This window comes from Tenacibaculum litopenaei, assembly GCF_964514025.1.
In the GTDB taxonomy this organism is placed as follows: domain Bacteria; phylum Bacteroidota; class Bacteroidia; order Flavobacteriales; family Flavobacteriaceae; genus Polaribacter; species Polaribacter litopenaei.
This window is the reverse complement of record NZ_CAZEQT010000007.1, coordinates 458,928-479,292: the sequence shown is the minus strand read 5'-3', so window position 1 is coordinate 479,292 and position 20,365 is coordinate 458,928. Positions and strand designations below refer to the sequence as shown.

The 20,365-nt window shown below is 39.3% G+C and carries 18 protein-coding genes and 1 tRNA gene; 11 read left to right on the top strand and 8 right to left on the bottom strand.

The genetic code is table 11. The annotated features are described in order from the left end of the window. Window positions 1–40: 40 nt before the first annotated feature. The 11 genes from tuf to ACKTS5_RS16715 all read left to right on the top strand — a co-directional run bounded on the left by tuf (window position 41) and on the right by ACKTS5_RS16715 (window position 13,142). A complete protein-coding gene (gene tuf / locus ACKTS5_RS16765; RefSeq protein WP_408045038.1) occupies window positions 41–1,228 on the top strand; it encodes an elongation factor Tu in 1,188 nt (395 codons plus the stop codon). Window positions 1,229–1,292: 64 nt separating this feature from the next. Beyond that, a tRNA-Trp gene (locus tag ACKTS5_RS16760) sits at window positions 1,293–1,365 on the top strand. A gap of 53 nt (window positions 1,366–1,418) precedes the next feature. Further along, entirely contained in the window at window positions 1,419–1,616 is a 198-nt protein-coding gene (gene secE, locus ACKTS5_RS16755) for a preprotein translocase subunit SecE (protein WP_408045037.1), read from the top strand. Further along, complete coding sequence (gene nusG / locus ACKTS5_RS16750; protein WP_408045036.1) at window positions 1,616–2,164, top strand: transcription termination/antitermination protein NusG; 549 nt, start codon at window positions 1,616–1,618, stop codon at window positions 2,162–2,164. Before secE ends, nusG begins: the two co-directional genes overlap by 1 nt. 66 nt (window positions 2,165–2,230) lie before the next feature. Next, window positions 2,231–2,668 (top strand): 50S ribosomal protein L11, encoded by a 438-nt coding sequence (gene rplK, locus ACKTS5_RS16745; RefSeq protein ID WP_408045035.1) that lies wholly within the window; start codon window positions 2,231–2,233, stop codon window positions 2,666–2,668. A 20-nt stretch (window positions 2,669–2,688) separates the two neighbouring features. Next, complete coding sequence (rplA, locus tag ACKTS5_RS16740) at window positions 2,689–3,381, top strand: 50S ribosomal protein L1 (protein WP_408045034.1); 693 nt, start codon at window positions 2,689–2,691, stop codon at window positions 3,379–3,381. 21 nt (window positions 3,382–3,402) lie between these two features. Continuing rightward, on the top strand, window positions 3,403–3,918 hold the full coding sequence (rplJ, locus tag ACKTS5_RS16735) for a 50S ribosomal protein L10 (protein ID WP_408045033.1): 516 nt from the start codon (window positions 3,403–3,405) through the stop codon (window positions 3,916–3,918). Window positions 3,919–3,968: 50 nt separating this feature from the next. Then, window positions 3,969–4,343, top strand: a complete 375-nt coding sequence (gene rplL / locus ACKTS5_RS16730; RefSeq protein WP_408045032.1) for a 50S ribosomal protein L7/L12 — start codon at window positions 3,969–3,971, stop codon at window positions 4,341–4,343. A 234-nt stretch (window positions 4,344–4,577) separates the two neighbouring features. After that, a complete protein-coding gene (gene rpoB, locus ACKTS5_RS16725) occupies window positions 4,578–8,387 on the top strand; it encodes a DNA-directed RNA polymerase subunit beta (protein WP_408045031.1) in 3,810 nt (1,269 codons plus the stop codon). A 98-nt stretch (window positions 8,388–8,485) separates the two neighbouring features. Then, window positions 8,486–12,760, top strand: a complete 4,275-nt coding sequence (gene rpoC / locus ACKTS5_RS16720; protein ID WP_408045030.1) for a DNA-directed RNA polymerase subunit beta' — start codon at window positions 8,486–8,488, stop codon at window positions 12,758–12,760. A 58-nt stretch (window positions 12,761–12,818) separates the two neighbouring features. Next, window positions 12,819–13,142 (top strand): DUF3467 domain-containing protein, encoded by a 324-nt coding sequence (locus ACKTS5_RS16715; RefSeq protein WP_408045029.1) that lies wholly within the window; start codon window positions 12,819–12,821, stop codon window positions 13,140–13,142. 33 nt (window positions 13,143–13,175) lie between these two features. Here ACKTS5_RS16715 and ACKTS5_RS16710 read toward each other — a convergent pair whose 3' ends face one another. The 8 genes from ACKTS5_RS16710 to ccoS form a co-directional block, all read right to left on the bottom strand. Further along, window positions 13,176–14,009: a universal stress protein gene (locus tag ACKTS5_RS16710; protein ID WP_408045028.1), complete on the bottom strand. Its 834-nt coding sequence runs from the start codon at window positions 14,007–14,009 to the stop codon at window positions 13,176–13,178. A gap of 89 nt (window positions 14,010–14,098) precedes the next feature. Then, window positions 14,099–14,803 carry a sulfite exporter TauE/SafE family protein gene (locus ACKTS5_RS16705; protein ID WP_408045027.1) on the bottom strand — a complete coding sequence of 235 codons (705 nt, stop codon included), beginning with the start codon at window positions 14,801–14,803 and terminating at the stop codon, window positions 14,099–14,101. Then, window positions 14,803–15,249, bottom strand: coding sequence for a FixH family protein (locus ACKTS5_RS16700; protein WP_408045026.1), 447 nt, complete (start codon window positions 15,247–15,249; stop codon window positions 14,803–14,805). The genes ACKTS5_RS16705 and ACKTS5_RS16700 overlap by 1 nt, the downstream gene beginning before the upstream one ends. A 36-nt stretch (window positions 15,250–15,285) precedes the next feature. Beyond that, window positions 15,286–16,707, bottom strand: a complete 1,422-nt coding sequence (gene ccoG, locus ACKTS5_RS16695) for a cytochrome c oxidase accessory protein CcoG (RefSeq protein ID WP_408045025.1) — start codon at window positions 16,705–16,707, stop codon at window positions 15,286–15,288. 29 nt (window positions 16,708–16,736) lie between these two features. Next, a complete protein-coding gene (locus tag ACKTS5_RS16690) occupies window positions 16,737–17,678 on the bottom strand; it encodes a cbb3-type cytochrome c oxidase N-terminal domain-containing protein (protein ID WP_408045024.1) in 942 nt (313 codons plus the stop codon). 14 nt (window positions 17,679–17,692) lie between these two features. Then, the gene (locus ACKTS5_RS16685; protein ID WP_408045023.1) at window positions 17,693–17,863 is read right to left on the bottom strand and encodes a CcoQ/FixQ family Cbb3-type cytochrome c oxidase assembly chaperone; all 171 of its coding nucleotides are present in this window, start codon (window positions 17,861–17,863) and stop codon (window positions 17,693–17,695) included. Window positions 17,864–17,865: 2 nt separating this feature from the next. Then, window positions 17,866–20,070 (bottom strand): cytochrome-c oxidase, cbb3-type subunit I, encoded by a 2,205-nt coding sequence (ccoN, locus tag ACKTS5_RS16680; RefSeq protein ID WP_408045022.1) that lies wholly within the window; start codon window positions 20,068–20,070, stop codon window positions 17,866–17,868. A gap of 59 nt (window positions 20,071–20,129) precedes the next feature. Next, entirely contained in the window at window positions 20,130–20,303 is a 174-nt protein-coding gene (gene ccoS / locus ACKTS5_RS16675; protein WP_408045021.1) for a cbb3-type cytochrome oxidase assembly protein CcoS, read from the bottom strand. Window positions 20,304–20,365 lie beyond the last annotated feature (62 nt).

Genomic DNA, 20,365 nt, shown 5'->3' with positions numbered 1-20,365 from the left:
AACACTAAATATATTTAACTAAGAATTAAAATTAATAATCATGGCAAAAGGAACTTATGATCGTTCGAAACCGCACTTAAACGTAGGTACTATCGGTCACGTAGATCACGGTAAAACTACTTTAACTGCTGCAATCACTAAAGTTTTAGCAGATGCAGGATACTCTGAGCAAAGAGCATTTGATCAAATTGATAACGCTCCAGAAGAGAAAGAAAGAGGTATTACAATTAACTCTTCTCACGTAGAGTATGCTACAGCTAATCGTCACTATGCTCACGTTGACTGTCCAGGTCACGCCGATTACGTAAAGAACATGGTAACTGGTGCTGCACAAATGGATGGTGCTATCTTAGTAGTTGCTGCTACTGATGGTCCAATGCCACAAACTCGTGAACACATCTTATTAGGTCGTCAGGTAGGTATTCCACGTATCGTTGTTTTCTTAAACAAAGTTGATATGGTTGACGATGAGGAGTTATTAGAGTTAGTAGAAATGGAAGTTAGAGATTTATTATCTTTCTACGAGTACGATGGAGATAATGGTCCTGTAATCGCTGGTTCAGCTTTAGGTGCCTTAAACGGTGAAGAGAAGTGGGTGAACACAGTATTAGAATTAATGGAGGCTGTTGATACTTGGATCGAGGAGCCACCAAGAGATACTGAGAAAGATTTCTTAATGCCTATCGAGGATGTATTCTCTATTACTGGTCGTGGTACTGTTGCAACTGGACGTATCGAAACTGGTATCATCAACACTGGAGATGCTGTAGATATCATCGGTATGGGTGAGGAGAAATTAACTTCTACTGTAACTGGTATTGAAATGTTCCGTCAAATCTTAGATAGAGGAGAAGCTGGTGATAACGCTGGTATCTTATTAAGAGGTATTGACAAGAATGATATCAAGAGAGGAATGGTAATCTGTAAGCCAGGTTCTGTAACTCCACACGCTAAGTTTAAAGCTGAGGTATATATCTTGAAAAAAGAAGAAGGTGGACGTCACACTCCATTCCACAACAACTACCGTCCACAGTTCTACGTACGTACAACTGACGTAACTGGAAACATCGCGCTTCCTGATGGAGTTGAAATGGTAATGCCTGGTGATAACTTAACTATTACTGTTGACTTAATCCAACCTATCGCATTAAACGTAGGTTTACAGTTCGCTATCCGTGAAGGAGGTAGAACAGTAGGAGCTGGTCAGGTAACTGAATTATTAGACTAATAATTTACCTATATAAAAAAAAGAGTCTCTGTCGAGACGGAGACTCTTTTCAAATAAAACAAATACGGGTTTAGCTCAGTTGGTAGAGCACTGGTCTCCAAAACCAGGTGTCGGGAGTTCGAGTCTCTCAACCCGTGCAAAACTAAACGAGTTATGGTTTCTTACTGTAACTCGTTAAAAGGATTAAATCATGAATAACTTTGTACAATACATTAAGGATTCTTTTGAAGAATTAAATACAAATATGACCTGGGCAACTCGTGAAGAAGCGCAAAAGTCTACGGTAATTGTTGCTGCATTTACAGTTATATTCGCTGTAGTAGTAGCTGGCATAGATAAAGTTTTTCAGATGGGATTAGATAACTTTTTTAACATGATCGCTCAGTAATGGCAGAAACGGTGATGAAGTGGTACGTTGTGAGAGCAATTGGTGGCCAAGAGAATAAAGTAAAGACGTATATCGAGACTGAAATTGCTCGTCATGGGTTAGCGGATTATGTAAACCAAGTTATTGTTCCTACGGAAAAGGTTATTCAAGTACGCAATGGGAAAAAGATAAACCGCGAACGCGTTTATTTTCCAGGATACGTTATGGTTGAAGCTAATTTAGCCGGAGAGGTTCCTCACGTAATTAAATCGGTAACTGGAGTTATCGGGTTTTTAGGTGAAACTAAAGGAGGTGATCCTGTTCCAATGCGTAAATCAGAAGTAAATCGTATGTTAGGTAAGGTAGACGAATTGTCTGTAAAAGATGAGAACGTTGCGATTCCTTACAACGTTGGAGAAACTGTCAAAGTTATTGACGGACCATTTAACGGATTCGACGGAACGGTTGAAAATGTAAATGAAGAAAAGCGTAAGCTAGAAGTTATGGTTAAGATCTTTGGTAGAAAAACACCATTGGAGCTTAACTATATGCAAGTAGAGAAAATTTAATTGTTACACCTATATTAAAGATGGCTGTTAGCTTCCACTAAACAGCACATCATTAAATCTTAAACAATGGCAAAAGAAGTAAGTAAATTAGTAAAACTACAAGTTAGGGGAGGTGCTGCGAATCCGTCGCCACCAGTTGGACCCGCTTTAGGTGCTGCCGGTGTTAACATCATGGAGTTCTGTAAGCAGTTTAATGCTCGTACACAGGACAAACAAGGTAAAGTATTACCTGTTGTTATCACAGTTTATACAGACAAATCTTTCGAGTTTGTTGTAAAAACACCACCAGCTGCAGTACAATTATTAGAAGCGGCCAAGATTAAGAAAGGTTCTGGAGAACCTAATAGGAAAAAAGTAGCTAGCGTTACTTGGGATCAATGTATTGCAATTGCAGAAGATAAGATGGCAGATTTAAACGCTTTCGAAATCGCTTCAGCAGCAAGAATGATTGCAGGAACGGCTCGCTCAATGGGATTAACAGTAACAGGTGATGCTCCTGAATAAATTTTAAAGCGTTTTAGAAAATGGCAAAATTGACTAAAAAACAAAAAGAGGCTCGCGCTAAAATTGATAGCTCTAAAGTTTATGGTTTAGCAGAAGCATCAGCGTTAGTAAAAGATATTACTACCGTTAAGTTTGATGCATCAGTGGATGTAGCTGTGCGTTTAGGAGTAGATCCTCGTAAAGCAAATCAAATGGTACGTGGGGTTGTAACATTACCACACGGAACAGGTAAAGATGTAAAAGTATTGGCATTAGTAACTCCAGATAAGGAAGCAGAAGCTAAAGAAGCTGGAGCTGACTACGTAGGATTAGATGAATACCTACAAAAGATTAAAGGAGGGTGGACTGATGTTGATGTAATCATCACTATGCCTAGTGTTATGGGTAAATTAGGTCCTTTAGGTCGTATTTTAGGACCAAGAGGTTTAATGCCAAACCCTAAGACTGGTACAGTAACGATGGATGTTGCAAAGGCAGTACAAGAAGTTAAAGCTGGTAAAATTGACTTTAAAGTTGACAAAACTGGTATTGTACACGCTGCAATCGGAAAAGTATCTTTCGATGCTAAGAAGATTGAAGAAAATGCAAATGAGTTAATTCAAACACTTATCAAATTAAAGCCAACTGCAGCTAAGGGAACTTACATGAAGAGCATCTTTATGTCTTCTACTATGAGTCCTAGTATTGCAGTAGATGTAAAATCTGTATCGTAAGGCAGTTAAAACTTTTTTATCATGACTAGAGAAGAAAAATCACAAGTAATACAAGATTTAACAGCACAATTAGCAGATACTAACACGATCTATTTAGCAGATATTTCTGGTTTAGATGCAGTCACTACATCTAACTTACGTAGAGCTTGTTTTAAAGCTAACGTACAATTGGCTGTTGTAAAGAACACATTGCTTGCTAAGGCAATGGAAGCTTCTGATAAAGAATTTGGAGAGTTACAAGACGTATTGAAAGGTAACACTTCAATGTTAATCGCTGAGGCGTCTAACGCTCCAGCAAAGGTTATTAAAGAGTTCAGAAAAAAATCAGACAAGCCTTTATTAAAAGGTGCTTATGTTGAGGAAGCTGTTTATGTTGGAGATGACCAATTAGACGCTCTTGTTAACATCAAGTCTAGAGAAGAACTTATCGGTGATATCGTTGGATTATTACAATCGCCTGCGAAGAATGTTGTTTCAGCACTTCAATCAGGTGGAGGTAAGTTGGCTGGTATCTTAAAGACCTTATCAGAAAAATAAAATAGCGCACTAATAAACTAAAATAATAAAATTTTTAAAAAACAATTAAAATGGCAGATTTAAAAGATTTCGCAGAACAATTAGTTAACTTAACAGTAAAAGAAGTTAATGAATTAGCTGATATTTTAAAAGAAGAGTATGGTATTGAGCCAGCTGCAGCAGCAGTTGCAGTAGCAGGTCCAGCTGGAGGAGCAGGAGAAGCAGCTGAAGAGAAAACTGAATTTGACGTTATCTTAAAAGCAGCAGGAGGATCTAAATTAGCAGTTGTTAAATTAGTTAAAGAATTAACTGGTTTAGGATTAAAAGAAGCTAAAGGGATCGTTGATAGCGCACCAGCAGCAGTAAAAGAAGCAGTATCTAAAGATGAGGCTGAAGGTCTTAAGAAGTCTTTAGAAGAAGCTGGAGCTGAAGTAGAGCTTAAGTAATTTCTTCACCCGTGAATCCACGGGGAAAACAATAAAGGTTTAGGTACTAGAGACTTATGTTTCTAGACCTAAACCATTTTGTGTATATATTCGTTCTATATCGAATCACAGACCGTTCTCTGTGATTATACGACTATAAAAAACTGATTTAGAATCGGTTGTTGCAATAAAAATTGCATTCTTGAAACCTACAGTTTCAAACAAAATATTTTTAATTTAAAAATAGTATCTCTTTTGGCAACGATAAACACTACTGAAAGAATTAACTTCGCATCATCTCAATTAGGAGCTGACTATCCAGATTTTCTAGATATTCAGGTAAAATCTTTCCAGGATTTTTTCCAACTTCAAACGAAGGCTGAGGAGCGAGGTAATGAAGGTTTATACAAGACTTTCATGGACAACTTTCCGATTACTGATACCCGTAATCAATTTGTATTAGAATTTTTAGACTACTTTGTTGACCCACCAAGATACAGCATCCAAGAGTGTATTGAGCGTGGATTAACTTATAGTGTACCTTTAAAAGCGCGTTTAAAGTTATACTGTACCGATCCTGAACACGAAGACTTCGAAACGATCGTTCAAGATGTGTATTTAGGTACAATTCCTTATATGACCAATTCAGGTACCTTTATTATCAATGGTGCCGAGCGTGTAGTGGTATCTCAGTTACACCGTTCTCCTGGTGTATTCTTTGGACAATCGTTCCACGCAAATGGAACAAAATTATATTCAGCCAGAGTTATTCCTTTTAAAGGATCATGGATTGAATTTGCTACCGATATTAATCAGGTGATGTACGCCTATATCGATAGAAAGAAAAAATTACCAGTAACTACGTTATTCAGAGCCATAGGTTTTGAAAGAGATAAAGATATTTTAGAGATCTTTGATTTAGCAGAGGAAGTGAAGGTTTCTAAAGCTGGATTAAAGAAAATTTTAGGGGCTAAATTAGCTGCGAGAGTATTAAAAACTTGGCACGAAGATTTCGTTGATGAGGATACAGGAGAAGTAGTATCGATTGAGCGTAACGAAATCATTTTTGATCGTGATACCATTTTAGAGAAAGAACACATCGATGAAATTATCGAGTCTGGAGCTAAAACTATCCTTATTCACAAAGAGGATAATTTACAGGCCGATTATGCCATCATCCACAATACATTACAAAAAGATCCTACCAACTCTGAAAAAGAGGCCGTAGAACATATCTATAGACAATTACGTAATGCTGAACCGCCAGATGAGGAGACTGCTCGTGGAATTATCGAGAAGTTATTCTTCTCTGAACAACGTTATAGTTTAGGGGAAGTAGGACGTTTTAGAATGAATACGAAATTAGGTTTAGATGAAGATTTAGATCAAAAGGTATTGACTAAGAACGATATCATTACCATTATCAAGTACTTGATTGAGTTGATCAATTCTAAGGCTGAAGTAGATGATATCGATCACTTATCGAACCGTCGTGTGAGAACCGTTGGTGAGCAGTTAGCCGGACAATTCGGTGTTGGTTTAGCGCGTATGGCACGTACGATTCGCGAGCGTATGAACGTTCGTGATAACGAAGTCTTTACGCCAATCGATTTGATTAATGCAAAGACGTTATCGTCTGTAATCAACTCGTTCTTCGGAACTAACCAGTTGTCTCAATTTATGGATCAAACCAATCCATTAGCAGAGATTACTCACAAGCGTCGTTTATCGGCATTAGGGCCTGGAGGTTTATCGAGAGAGCGTGCAGGATTCGAGGTGCGTGACGTTCACTATACGCACTACGGTCGTTTATGTCCTATTGAAACACCGGAAGGACCGAACATTGGTCTTATTTCGTCTTTAGCGGTATTTGCTAAGGTAAATAATTTAGGATTTATCGAAACTCCTTATAAAAAGGTAGAGAATGGGGTTGTTGCTCCAGAAGAGCCTATCTATTTAAGTGCTGAGGAGGAAGAAGGAAAGAAAATTGCACAGTCGAATCTTCCTGTTAACGAAGATGGAACTTTCGGAACGGACAGAGTTATTGCTCGTGAAGAAGGTGACTTCCCAGTGGAAACGCCTGAGGCAATTAATTATATGGACGTTGCTCCTAACCAGATCGCTTCGATTTCAGCGTCGCTAATTCCTTTCTTGGAACACGATGATGCCAACCGTGCTTTGATGGGATCGAACATGATGCGTCAAGCAGTACCATTATTGCGTCCAGAATCTCCAATTGTCGGAACTGGATTAGAGCGTCGCGTTGCCAAAGATTCACGTATTTTGATCAATGCGGAAGGAGCTGGTGAAGTAGAGTACGTTGATGCGAACAAAATTATTATCAAATACGATCGTACCGAAGAAGAGCGTATGGTGAGTTTTGATTCTGATGAAAAGTCGTACGACCTTATTAAATTTAGAAAAACCAACCAAGGAACCAACATCAACTTGAAGCCTATCGTTAAGAGAGGAGATCGCGTTGAGGAAGGACAAGTACTTTGTGAAGGATACGCTACCCAACAAGGGGAATTAGCTTTAGGTAGAAACATGAAAGTTGCCTTCATGCCTTGGAAAGGATACAACTTTGAGGATGCAATCGTGATTTCTGAGCGTGTAGTACGTGAGGATATCTTTACATCTATCCACATCGATGAATATTCATTGGATGTACGAGATACGAAGTTAGGTGCGGAAGAATTGACAAATGATATTCCGAACGTTTCTGAAGAGGCTACTAAAGACCTCGATGAAAACGGAATGATCAGAATTGGAGCGGAGGTAAATCCTGGAGATATCTTAATTGGTAAGATTACTCCAAAAGGGGAATCTGACCCAACTCCAGAAGAGAAATTATTACGCGCAATCTTCGGTGATAAAGCTGGAGATGTTAAAGATGCATCATTAAAAGCATCACCTTCGTTACGAGGAGTTGTAATTAATAAAAAATTATTCAAACGCGCTGTTAAGGACAAGAACAAACGTGCACGTGATAAGGAAGCTATTGCAACCTTAGAAGCGTCTTACGTTTCTAAGTTCGAAGGGCTTAAAGAGCGTTTAGTAGATAAACTTTTCAATTTAGTTACTGGAAAAACTTCACAAGGAGTTTACAATGACTTAGGAGAAGAGGTATTGCCAAAAGGTAAGAAGTTCACGCAAAAGATGTTGAATTCTGTAGAAGACTTCACGCACTTGAGCGGTGTTTGGACAACAGACAAAGACTTAAACAGATTGGTTGTGGAATTAGTACACAACTACAAGATTAAAGTGAACGACTTACAAGGGGTATTGCGTAGAGAGAAGTTTACCATTTCTGTAGGGGATGAGCTTCCAGCGGGTATCTTGAAATTGGCTAAAATTTACGTAGCTAAGAAACGTAAATTGAAAGTTGGAGATAAAATGGCAGGACGTCACGGAAACAAGGGTATCGTTGCACGTATCGTTCGTCAGGAAGACATGCCATTCTTAGAAGATGGAACACCAGTAGATATCGTATTGAATCCATTAGGGGTACCATCGCGTATGAACATCGGACAGATTTATGAAACAGTACTTGGATGGGCTGGATTGAAATTAGGTCAGAAGTACGCAACTCCAATTTTCGACGGAGCTTCATTAGACGAAATCAATAAGTTGACAGACGAAGCTGGAATTCCTCGTTTTGGTCATACCTACTTATTTGATGGAGGTACAGGGAAGCGTTTTGATCAACCAGCAACCGTAGGGGTAATCTATATGATTAAACTAGGTCACATGATTGAAGACAAGATGCACGCCCGTTCTATTGGACCTTACTCGTTGATTACTCAACAGCCATTAGGAGGTAAAGCTCAGTTTGGAGGTCAGCGTTTTGGAGAGATGGAGGTATGGGCTCTTGAGGCCTATGGTGCATCTAGTATCCTACGTGAGATCTTAACGGTTAAATCTGATGATGTACTCGGTAGAGCCAAAACTTATGAGAGCATCGTTAAAGGTGAGGCTATGCCAGAACCTGGTTTACCAGAATCATTCAACGTATTAATGCACGAACTTAAAGGTTTAGGATTAGACGTTAAGTTAGAAGAATAAGCACAGTGAAATGTCTCAGCACCTCGTGTGCTGAGGCAAATCATTTTTTCAATATGCGTCTTGTAAAAGACATTTTATTTTAATTCGAATCCATTATCATGGCAAGAAAAAACGAAAAATACACTGTTAAGAAGTTTAACAAAATTTCAATTGGTTTAGCATCACCAGAGTCTATCTTGGAGGCTTCTAGAGGGGAAGTGTTAAAGCCAGAAACTATTAATTACCGTACGCATAAGCCGGAAAGAGACGGTTTGTTCTGTGAGCGAATCTTCGGTCCTGTAAAAGATTATGAGTGTGCTTGTGGTAAGTATAAAAGAATTCGTTACAAAGGAATCGTATGTGACCGTTGTGGGGTTGAAGTTACTGAGAAAAAAGTACGTAGAGACCGCGTTGGACACATTAACTTAGTCGTTCCTGTAGCACACATTTGGTACTTCAGATCGTTACCAAATAAGATGGGATACCTTTTAGGGTTGCCATCTAAGAAATTAGATATGATTATTTACTACGAACGTTACGTAGTAATTCAACCAGGTATCGCCAAAAATACCGAAGGAGAGCCATTGCAAAAAATGGATTTCTTAACGGAAGAGGAGTACTTGGATATTATGGATGAACTTCCTCAAGATAATATGTACCTTGAAGATAGTGATCCAAATAAATTCATCGCTAAGATGGGAGCTGAGTGTTTGATCGACTTGTTAGAGCGTATCGATTTAGATGCACTTTCTTACGAGTTACGTCACAAAGCCAATACAGAAACTTCTAAGCAACGTAAAAACGAGGCATTAAAGCGTTTGAATGTTGTAGAGTCGTTTAGAGATTCTCAAAAGAACAGAGAAAACAAACCAGAATGGATGATCATGAAGGTGGTACCAGTAATCCCACCAGAATTACGTCCGTTAGTACCGTTAGATGGTGGTCGTTTTGCGACTTCTGATTTGAATGATTTATACCGTCGTGTGATTATCCGTAACAACCGTTTAAAGCGTTTGATGGAGATCAAAGCACCTGAGGTGATTTTGCGTAACGAAAAACGTATGTTACAGGAATCTGTAGATTCGTTATTCGATAACACGCGTAAGGCATCAGCTGTTAAGACAGAATCGAATCGTCCATTAAAATCACTTTCTGATAGTTTAAAAGGGAAGCAAGGACGTTTCCGTCAAAACTTATTAGGAAAACGTGTGGATTACTCAGCGCGTTCGGTAATTGTTGTTGGACCTGAGTTAAAGCTTTACGAGTGTGGATTACCAAAAGATATGGCTGCTGAATTGTACAAGCCATTCGTAATTCGTAAGCTTATCGAAAGAGGTATCGTAAAAACGGTTAAATCTGCGAAGAAAATTATCGACAGAAAAGAACCTGTAGTTTGGGATATTCTTGAAAACGTAATTAAAGGACATCCGGTATTATTAAACCGTGCTCCTACCTTACACCGTTTAGGAATCCAAGCCTTCCAACCAAAATTAATCGAAGGTAAAGCAATTCGCTTACACCCATTAGTATGTACGGCCTTCAATGCCGATTTCGATGGGGATCAGATGGCGGTTCACTTACCGTTAGGGCCAGAGGCTATTTTAGAAGCTCAGTTATTAATGCTCGCTTCTCACAATATCTTAAACCCAGCAAACGGTGCACCTATTACCGTACCTTCTCAGGATATGGTATTAGGATTGTATTATATGACAAAAGAGCGTAAGTCAACGCCAGAAGTACCTATTAAAGGAGAAGGATTAACTTTCTACTCTCCTGAAGAGGTAAACATCGCCTACAACGAAGAGCGTGTTGACTTAAATGCCGGAATTAAAGTTCGTACTAAGGACATCGATGAGAATGGAAACTTAGTAGACAGAATCATTGCAACAACTGTAGGTAGAGTGTTGTTTAATGAGGTAGTTCCTGAGCAAGCTGGATATATCAACGAAGTATTGACTAAGAAATCACTACGTGGAATTATTGGAGGAATCTTAAAGGTGACTTCAATACCTGAAGTAGGTAAATTCTTAGATTCAATCAAGGATATGGGTTATACATTTGCCTTCCAAGGTGGATTGTCATTCTCATTAGGGGATATCATTATCCCACCAGAAAAGCATGAAATGATTGCTGAAGCCAACAAAGAGGTTGACGGAATTATCATGAACTATAACATGGGTATGTTGACTCAAAAAGAACGTTATAACCAGGTAATTGATATTTGGGGTAGAACCAATAATGAATTAACTGAGTTATCGATGAAGCGTTTACGTGAGGATCAACAAGGATTTAACTCGGTATTTATGATGTTAGATTCTGGAGCTCGTGGATCGAAAGAGCAGATTCGTCAGTTGACGGGTATGCGTGGTCTGATGGCAAAGCCGAAAAAATCAACTGCGGGTGGTGGTGAAATTATCGAAAACCCGATTCTTTCGAACTTTAAGGAAGGACTATCAATTTTAGAATACTTTATTTCTACTCACGGTGCGCGTAAAGGACTTGCCGATACCGCATTAAAAACAGCAGATGCTGGATACTTAACACGTCGTCTAGTAGACGTTTCACAGGATGTAATTGTGAATCAAGACGATTGTGGTACGTTACGTGGATTAGAAATCATGCCATTAAAGAAGAACGACGAGATTGTAGAGTCTATCTCTGATAGAATTTCAGGTCGTACTGCTTTATACGATGTTTATCGTCCAATGTCGGATGAGATATTGGTAGAAGCTGGAGGATTGATTACTCCTAAGCTTGCTGATGTTATCGAAGAAGCGGGTATCGATCGCGTAGAAGTACGTTCGGCATTGACTTGTGAGTCGAAGCGCGGTATCTGTGCTAAGTGTTACGGTCAGAGTTTGTCAACTGGTAAAAAAGTTCAAATTGGTGAAGCTGTAGGTGTAATTGCAGCGCAGTCAATTGGAGAGCCAGGAACACAGTTAACACTGCGTACCTTCCACGTTGGAGGGGTAGCAGGAAACATCTCTGAGGACAACAAGATGATTGCTAAGTTCTCTGGAAATGTTGCTATCGATGACTTGCGTACAGTAACTGGTAAAGATGCTGAAGGTAAAGAAATCGAAATCGTAATTTCTCGTACTGCAGAAATTAAAGTAACAGATAAGAAAACTGGAATCACTTTAAGTACGAATAACATTCCTTACGGATCGATTATTTTCAATAAGGATAGAACTGAAATCAGCAAAGGAGACGAAATCTGTCAATGGGATCCATTTAACGGGGTAATCGTTTCTGAGTTTGGTGGAAGAGTGAAGTTTGATAACTTAGAGCAAGGAATTAACTACTCAGTTGAAATCGATGAACAAACTGGTTTCCAAGAGAAGGTAATTACCGATTCTAAGAACAAGAAAATTATTGCTTCATTAATCATTGAGGATGCAGATGGTAATGCATTGCGTTCGTACAGTTTACCAGTAGGAGCTCACTTAATCGTTGAAGACGGTGAAAAGGTGGAAGCTGGTAAAACATTAGTGAAGATTCCTCGTAAGTCTGGTAAGGCTGGGGATATTACAGGAGGTTTACCACGTGTAACGGAATTATTCGAAGCGCGTAACCCATCGAATCCAGCAGTAGTTGCTCAAATTGATGGTGTAGTATCATTCGGTAAGATTAAAAGAGGTAACCGTGAAATCATCATTGAGTCGAAGACTGGTGAAGTCAAGAAATATCTCATCAAATTATCGAACCAGATCTTAGTACAAGAAAATGACTTTATCAAGGCAGGTATGCCATTATCTGATGGAGCTATTACGCCAATCGATATTTTGAATATCAAAGGGCCGTCAGCAGTTCAGGAGTACTTGGTAAATGAAATTCAAGAAGTATACCGTTTACAAGGGGTAAAAATTAACGATAAGCACTTTGAGGTAGTAGTACGTCAAATGATGCGTAAAGTTAGAATTATCGATTCAGGAGATACGTTATTCTTAGAAAATCAATTGATTCACAAGAATGACTTTATCGAGCAGAACGATAATATTTACGGAATGAAGATCGTTGAAGATGCTGGTGATTCAGAAAACCTAAAAGCAGGTCAGATGATTACCGCGCGTCAATTGAGAGACGAGAACTCGTTATTGCGTAGATCAGATAAAGACTTAGTAGTAGCTAGAGATGCACAACCAGCTACTGCAGAGCAAATCTTACAAGGTATTACGAGAGCATCGTTACAAACGAAATCATTTATCTCAGCGGCATCGTTCCAGGAAACTACGAAAGTATTGAATGAAGCAGCCGTAAATGGTAAGATTGATTACTTAGAAGGTCTTAAAGAAAATGTTATCGTTGGTAAGAGAATACCTGCAGGTACAGGTATGAGAAACTACGATAGACAAATCGTTGGACCAAAAGACGAAATCGAAAATAGTTTATAAGAACTTATATAGAAAAGGCCTCTAATGCAGAGGCCTTTCTCTTTTAAACCCAGAAATTATGGAAGATCACAATAATAACAATGATCACGAACCTCAGTTAAATATTGAATTGGATCAGGATATCGCAGAAGGTACCTACAGTAACTTAGCGATCATCAATCATTCAGTATCTGAGTTTATCGTCGATTTTATCAATATTATGCCTGGAGTGCCTAAAGCTAAGGTAAAGTCGAGAATTATTTTAACCCCACAACACGCAAAGAGACTCACCAAAGCACTTGCGGATAACGTTCGAAAGTTTGAACAAGTTCACGGGGAAATTAAAGATTACGAACAGCCTCCAATCCCGATGAATTTCGGTGGAACTACAGGAGAAGCATAAAACTAAAAAAGGTGTCATTTAAGACACCTTTTTTTATATTTTGAAAGTCATTACCGGAAGTTGACTGTGGTTGGCTATATCTTCGGTTATACTGCCCTCAAAGAAATGAGCGATTCCCTTTCGTCCGTGGGTTGCCAGTACTATGGCATCGGCGTGTACAGTATTCGCATAGTACAATACACCTTCTTCTACGCTGTAGTCAGCAATGATTTTTACGTTTTCTAGTAGCTCGATACTTTCGTGTGCTTTGTTGATAAATTTACTGAGTTTTTGAGTGATTTCTTCCGTACTTTTAAAACGACCATTGGGTGTGGTTACATACACCAAGTTTAATTCACAGTCCATACTTTGACAAAAGTTTTTGACGTCTTGATAAGCAGTCAAATCATCGTCTGAAAAATCGCAGGCGAAGACCACTTTTTTAAAGGATGCTTCAATAGGAACGTCCTTAACCACTAATACTGGTATATGAGCATAGCGGATTACTTTTTCTGTATTCGATCCTATAATGAGCTCTTTAATACCACTACTACCTTGTGAACCCATCACAATAAGGTCGGCTTTTTCTTCACGTGCTAATTGATCAATTTCGCTAAATATTTTAAAGTGCTTGATAATGGGAGTTATAGACAGCCCTTCTAAATAGGACTTGTCAAGAAATTCATTGAATCTGTTTTCAGCTAATTTGTACAAAAAGAGAGTTTCTTCTTGCGCGTAGGATTCTGATCTAGAAACGATGGCATTTGACAATTCTAACATGTGTACTGCTAGGATTTCAGCATCGTATTTTTTTGCTAGATATGCAGCCGATTTTAAGGCGTTTTCAGAGTAAACAGAAAAGTCGATTGGTACTATTATTCGTTTCATAGTGTCGTTGGTTTTTAATGTTACTCTAAGGTACTGTGAATCCTCGTTTTAAAACATGATTTTTGTCAGGTTACGCTTCTAAAAAATGCTTAATGACAACCTTTTGGAGCGGCTTCGAGGATACTTACCTGAGTTGCTGGAGAGAGGTAGGGGATTCCTAGGCCTAAGCCTCGAATTACAAACAAAATTCCCATAAAAACGAGTACGTAAGGAAGTGCGTTTTGCACCCTTTTGCGAAGTTGTGTACTGGCGATTCCTTTTAGATAGATGACAGCAGTCATCAACGGAATAGTCCCTAGGCCAAACAGCGCCATATACGAACTACCTTTCCAAGCGTTTCCCGTGGCAATAGCTCCAAACACTGCCATGTATACAAGTCCACAGGGCAACAGACCATTAAAAAAGCCCAAAGTGAAAAAGGTGTCGTTTTGTTGTTTCTTTAGTTCTTTTCCCAAGGCCGATTTTACGCGGAGAATAACCTTTTGAAGCGGGGAGTGCATTTGGTGTAGTTTGCTGCCTATTTTGGGTACGAGTACAAAGAGTATCATACCAATTCCAACGAGTATTGACAATTGCTGTTGAAACCCGAATAAGAAAAATCCTTTTCCCAGTAGGCCAAATAGCAATCCGATAATACTGTAGCTGAGCACGCGCCCGAGGTGATAACTCGTTATTTGAAAAAACTGCTTTACGGGTTGATTTCTACTGACGGGAAGCATAAATGCGATAGGACCGCACATGCCCACGCAATGCAAGCTTCCTAGTAGTCCTAGTATGAGTGCAGATACTAACATTAGTAAAGAATTTCATCCGTGACTAAATAGGGCGTATCTTTGTACGTCCACTGTACAGTGATGTTCCAGCGACCATCCAATAAACGATTCTCAGGCACGAGCAAATAGTTATTGGAGAGTGAAAGTGGCATTTCAAAATCCAGGTGTTTATTAGATGGTCTGTATAGGAACACTTTTCCCTTAAGTAGGGTAGGATCAAAGTTTTCCGGAAACTCAACGGTCAATCCGTTAGAACTTCGGTATATCTTGACAGGGCTGCTCAATTGTTTCGCATTTTTGCTAGCATTGATACTTTCCTGATAGGTCAATTCTTTTTGATAGTACTTTTCAGTTACTAAATCGTGGTTATAACTTTTGTCCGTACTCATGGTAATTACAAAGTACATGATGAAGCCTATAAAGGCGATAATTGCTATAACGATACTCGTGCCCCAATTTAATTTCATAAGTGTTGTTTTGTGATAGCTAGGCTATCGGTTAATTTATCGGTAACTCCTTGGCCCTAGAAAATTAGTGCTGGTAGTTTCTATGAGTTTACTGCCACTGTAAACTCCAATTGTTAAGGTAACCCGTTCTTTTTTCATTTGCGATGTGTGCAATTCAACAAAGAGGGTACCCTCTGCAAGCCCTTGTTTAGGAACGGAAAAATTCTGATGGGTAACCGTTTCGATACTTCCTTTGTGAGAGAGTATTTTAAAACTGACATCATCGATTTCCTCAATGGTCTTGTTAATTACTTTAAACGTGTATATATTACTGATAATACCTCCTTCTTTGTGTTGGTATAATTGCCCTGGTAATCGCAGTATTGTAGCCTCCACATCGTTTCGTAAAAAGAGCATACCTATCAATACACTGATAAGGATACCTAAAACGGCGGTATATCCTTTCATTCGCGCCGTAAATTTGAAGGGAGCCTTTTTGCGGATGTTCTCCTCACTGGCATAGCGTATGAGTCCGGTAGGAAGTCCTACTTTTTCCATCATATGATCGCATTCATCGATACATGCGGTACAGTTAACACATTCTAGTTGTGTTCCGTTTCTAATATCAATCCCGGTTGGGCAAACGTGGACGCATTGAAAACAATCGATACAGTCTCCCTTTCCGCTGGCCGCTCGATCCTCGTTCTTTTTGAATCGCGCTCTTCCTTTTTCCTTCTCTCCACGAACGTGATCATAAGCGACGTTGATGGTTTTGTTGTCGAGTAGTACTCCTTGTAGTCGACCGTACGGACAAGCGATGATACATACTTGCTCGCGAAACCACACGAATACGAAATAGAATACACCGGTGAAAATAAGTAGAGAAATCAAGGTACTTACGTGGTGTAAAGGATTGTCTGTTACGTATTGAATAAGCGTGTCACTACCGATTAAGTAGGCCAGAAATACATTGGCGATACCAAAGGAAATCAAAAAGAAGATACTCCATTTGAGCAAGCGTTTTTTGATTTTCTCCGCGTTCCAAGCTTGTTTTTCCAATCGCAGTTGTTTTCCTCGATCACCTTCTATCCAGTATTCAATTTTGCGGAATACCATTTCCATGAAAATGGTTTGAGGACAAATCCAACCGCAAAATATTCGACCAAAAACAACCGTAAAGAGGATGATGAACACTACTCCAATAATCATAGAGACTACTAGGAGGTGAAAATCTTGTGGCCAAAAAGGGAATCCAAAAATATTAAAACGTCGCTCTAAAACATTGAATAGTAAAAACTGATTACCGTTGATTTTGATAAACGGCGCACTGAGTAAAAAGACGAGCAGAAAATAACTAACAAAACTTCTGTACTTATAAAATTTCCCGCTCGGCTTCTTAGGAAATACCCAAGAACGCTTCCCTTCACTAGTTACAGTACTAATACTATCTCTAAAAATTTCATTCTCGGGTGTTTCCATCTTTACCTAATAATAAATAACAAATAGGGTTATTCTTTAATTGTTTCTTGCTCTTCAGGAGTTGCTGGTGCTGCTGTGTCGGTTTCCTTCACTGGAGCAGCCGCGGCAGCTTCTTCGTACAAGTCTCCCTCTGCAGCCTTTGGTTTAGCAGGAGTCGTACCTTGTAATGACAGTACGTAGCTCGCTACTTTTTGCACGTCAATAGGTTTCAAGGTTTTTTCCCATGCTACCATTCCTTTTCCGTCACGTCCACCTTTCGAAATGGTACGGAATACATTTTTAATACCGCCTCCGAGTATCCAATACTGATCTGTAAGGTTCGGTCCTATAAGTCCACCACCATCTTTTGCATGACAGGCCGCACAGTTTAAATTAAATACCGCTCGTCCTCTTTTTAACGAAGCCTCATCGGTTAGTGCCGTTAAGTTTTCCATATCGATAACCGCTTCTTTAGAAGTTGCCTGAAACTCGCTGAGTTCACGTTGTGCAATGGCTACGGCTTTTTCGTATTCAACAGTTTGGTTATCTCCTCCAAAGACGTGGAATCGCATGAGGTAGACTACTCCAAATATGATGGTCATGTAAAACATGTACAACCACCATGGCGGTAAAGAATTGTCCAATTCTTTAATACCGTCGTAATTGTGATCGAGTTCGATTTCACCTTCATCGGCAATGGCTTTGGCTTTCGTCCATTTTTTTATCAATGCTTTTGCCCAGGCCCAATGGTCAATTTCTTCTGGATTAATTCCCTGTTTTTCTAAGGTCAACTCTTCTGCTTTTTTAAGGGCGACGATGTTGACTAATTCTTTCAGAAGTACCACGAGTATTACTGCACTAATGGCAATCCATACCAACGGGTTTTCGTAAAGACTAAATGGATTTTCGTAGCTGCTTATCGCGGTAACGATAGCGAATGAACTCACAGCTAAGAAGGTTATGTATAAAAGTGATTGAAAATATTTTTTCATCAGTGTCGTGTTTTCTATTGATTATCTAATGGTAATTGACTTACCTTGCTTAAATACTCTTTTTTTGCGGTGAATACCCACCAAAAAAGGATTACAAAAAATGTAAAGAAGATCGTAAGGGAAATAATCGGATAGATTTCAATTCCCGCAATGGATTCGAGGTGATTTTTTACAAATTTTAACATGACTAGTTGGTTTTAGATCCTAATTGTTCTTGAACATCTTTTACTTTGATATCCGTTCCTAAACGCTGTAAATAGGCGATAAGGGCAACGATTTCGCGGTCTTTCATTTCAATGAATTGTAAACCGTTTTCACGAGCGTACTTTTTGTCTTCTTGGTAGGCCTTTGCAAAGTCAGGGTCACTGTGGAGGTTTTCCTCAATCTGCTTTCCTTGGGCATCCATACTTTGCTGCGCATTGGTAATGTCTTCATCAGTATACGGGACACCGAGGTTTACCATGGCTTTCATCTTACTTTCAGTGTACGATTTGTCAAGGGCATCTTTTAACAGCCAAGGATAACGAGGCATGATACTACCTGGAGAGGTACTTTGTGGATCGTACATGTGATTTAAGTGCCAACTGTCAGGGTATTTACCTCCTACACGTAATAAATCGGGTCCTGTACGCTTACTTCCCCATAAGAACGGGTGATCGTAAACAAACTCTCCTGCCTTCGCATATTCACCGTAACGTTCTACTTCACTTCGGAACGGACGAATCATCTGCGAGTGACAACTCACACAACCTTCACGGATATAGATATCTCTTCCTTCTAATTCTAAGGCAGTATAAGGTTTGACACTACTAATTGTTGGAATGTTGGATTTTACCAATAAGGTAGGTACAATCTGAACTACACCTCCAATTAAAATAGCAATCGTAGCGTAGATTGTTAATTTAATAGGTCTTCTTTCTAACCAAGTATGCCAAGTTTCGCTACCTGTTCTGTGTTTAGATACCTTGCTCAAGGCTGGAGCTTCTGCTAACTCATCGGTTACTTCAGTTCCTTGCTTTACAGTTTTTACCACGTTGTAGAGCATTACGATAGCTCCGAAGATGAATAAACTTCCTCCAATGGCACGCATCCAGTACATCGGAATGATCTCGTTCACTGTTTCTAAGAAGTTTCCATAGGTTAAGGTTCCGTCTGGGTTAAATTGTTTCCACATAGAAGCCTGAACGAATCCAGCGACGTACATTGGTAAGGCGTACATGATAATCCCTAAGGTACCAATCCAAAAGTGGAAATTAGCAAGAGCTGTTGAGTACAATTTGGTTTTAAACATACGTGGAATTAACCAGTAGAGCATACCAAAGGTTAAGAAACCATTCCAGGCGAGTGCCCCTACGTGTACGTGGGCAATAACCCAATCGCTAAAGTGCGCAATAGCGTTTACGTTTTTCAATGACAGCATTGGTCCTTCAAAGGTAGCCATACCATATCCGGTAATTGCAACCACCATAAATTTCAATACGGGATTGGTACGTACTTTATCCCAAGCACCACGTAAAGTTAACAACCCGTTGATCATTCCTCCCCATGAAGGAGCGATAAGCATTACCGAAAAGGCAACTCCTAAGTTTTGAGCCCAGTCTGGTAGTGAAGAATACAATAAATGGTGTGGTCCAGCCCAAATATAGATGAAGATGAGCGACCAAAAGTGTACGATTGACAAACGATACGAATATACCGGACGGTTTGCAGCTTTCGGTACAAAGTAGTACATCAGTCCTAAAAATGGAGTGGTTAAGAAAAAAGCTACCGCATTGTGCCCATACCACCATTGAACTAAAGCATCTTGTACCCCCGCGTACACTGAATAACTTTTTAAGAAGTTTACTGGTAGTTCTAAACTATTGAAGATATGTAGCACAGCTACGGTAACAAAAGTTCCTAGATAGAACCATACAGCAACGTACAAATGACGTTGACGTCTTTTTAATATGGTCCATATCATGTTGACTCCAAAAGCTACCCATACTAGTGCAATGGCAATATCAATTGGCCATTCTAGTTCTGCGTATTCTTTGGAAGTAGTATATCCTAAGGGGAGCGTAATTGCAGCAGCAACGATGATGAGCTGCCATCCCCAGAAATTGAAATTACTTAAAAAGTCGCTTGCCATTCTCGCTTTTAGCAAACGTTGTAAGGAGTAGTAAACACCCGCAAAAATTGCATTCCCCACGAAGGCAAAAATTACGGCATTGGTATGTAAAGGTCTAATACGTCCGAAACTCAGCCAAGCTATGCCATCTGTGATATTTGGGAACAGAAACATAAAAGCCAAGAGCAATCCTACCGAGAATCCCACTATCCCCCATAGTAAGGTTGCATAGATGAATTTTTTTACGATTTTATTATCGTAATAAAATTGTTGCATTTCCATAATCTATTTGAATTTAATTTTTATTGTTAGTTCGCTTCTCATTGGTGTTGTCGTTGAGCTTAACGCGGTTGGTTAAGTTGTTCTTCGTTTACCAATTCATCATCAAACAGCATACGAACCGATGGAGTATACGCATCGTCATATTGACCCTTTTTGACAGATACTATAAAGGCTACAAAAAAGACTATAGCCACCAGAATACTAAGTGAAAGTAATAAGTAAATAACGCTCATAATTTGCCTGATAATTATAGGTCAAAGGTAGTTTTAGAGGCCTGTTTAAAATATGATATTTG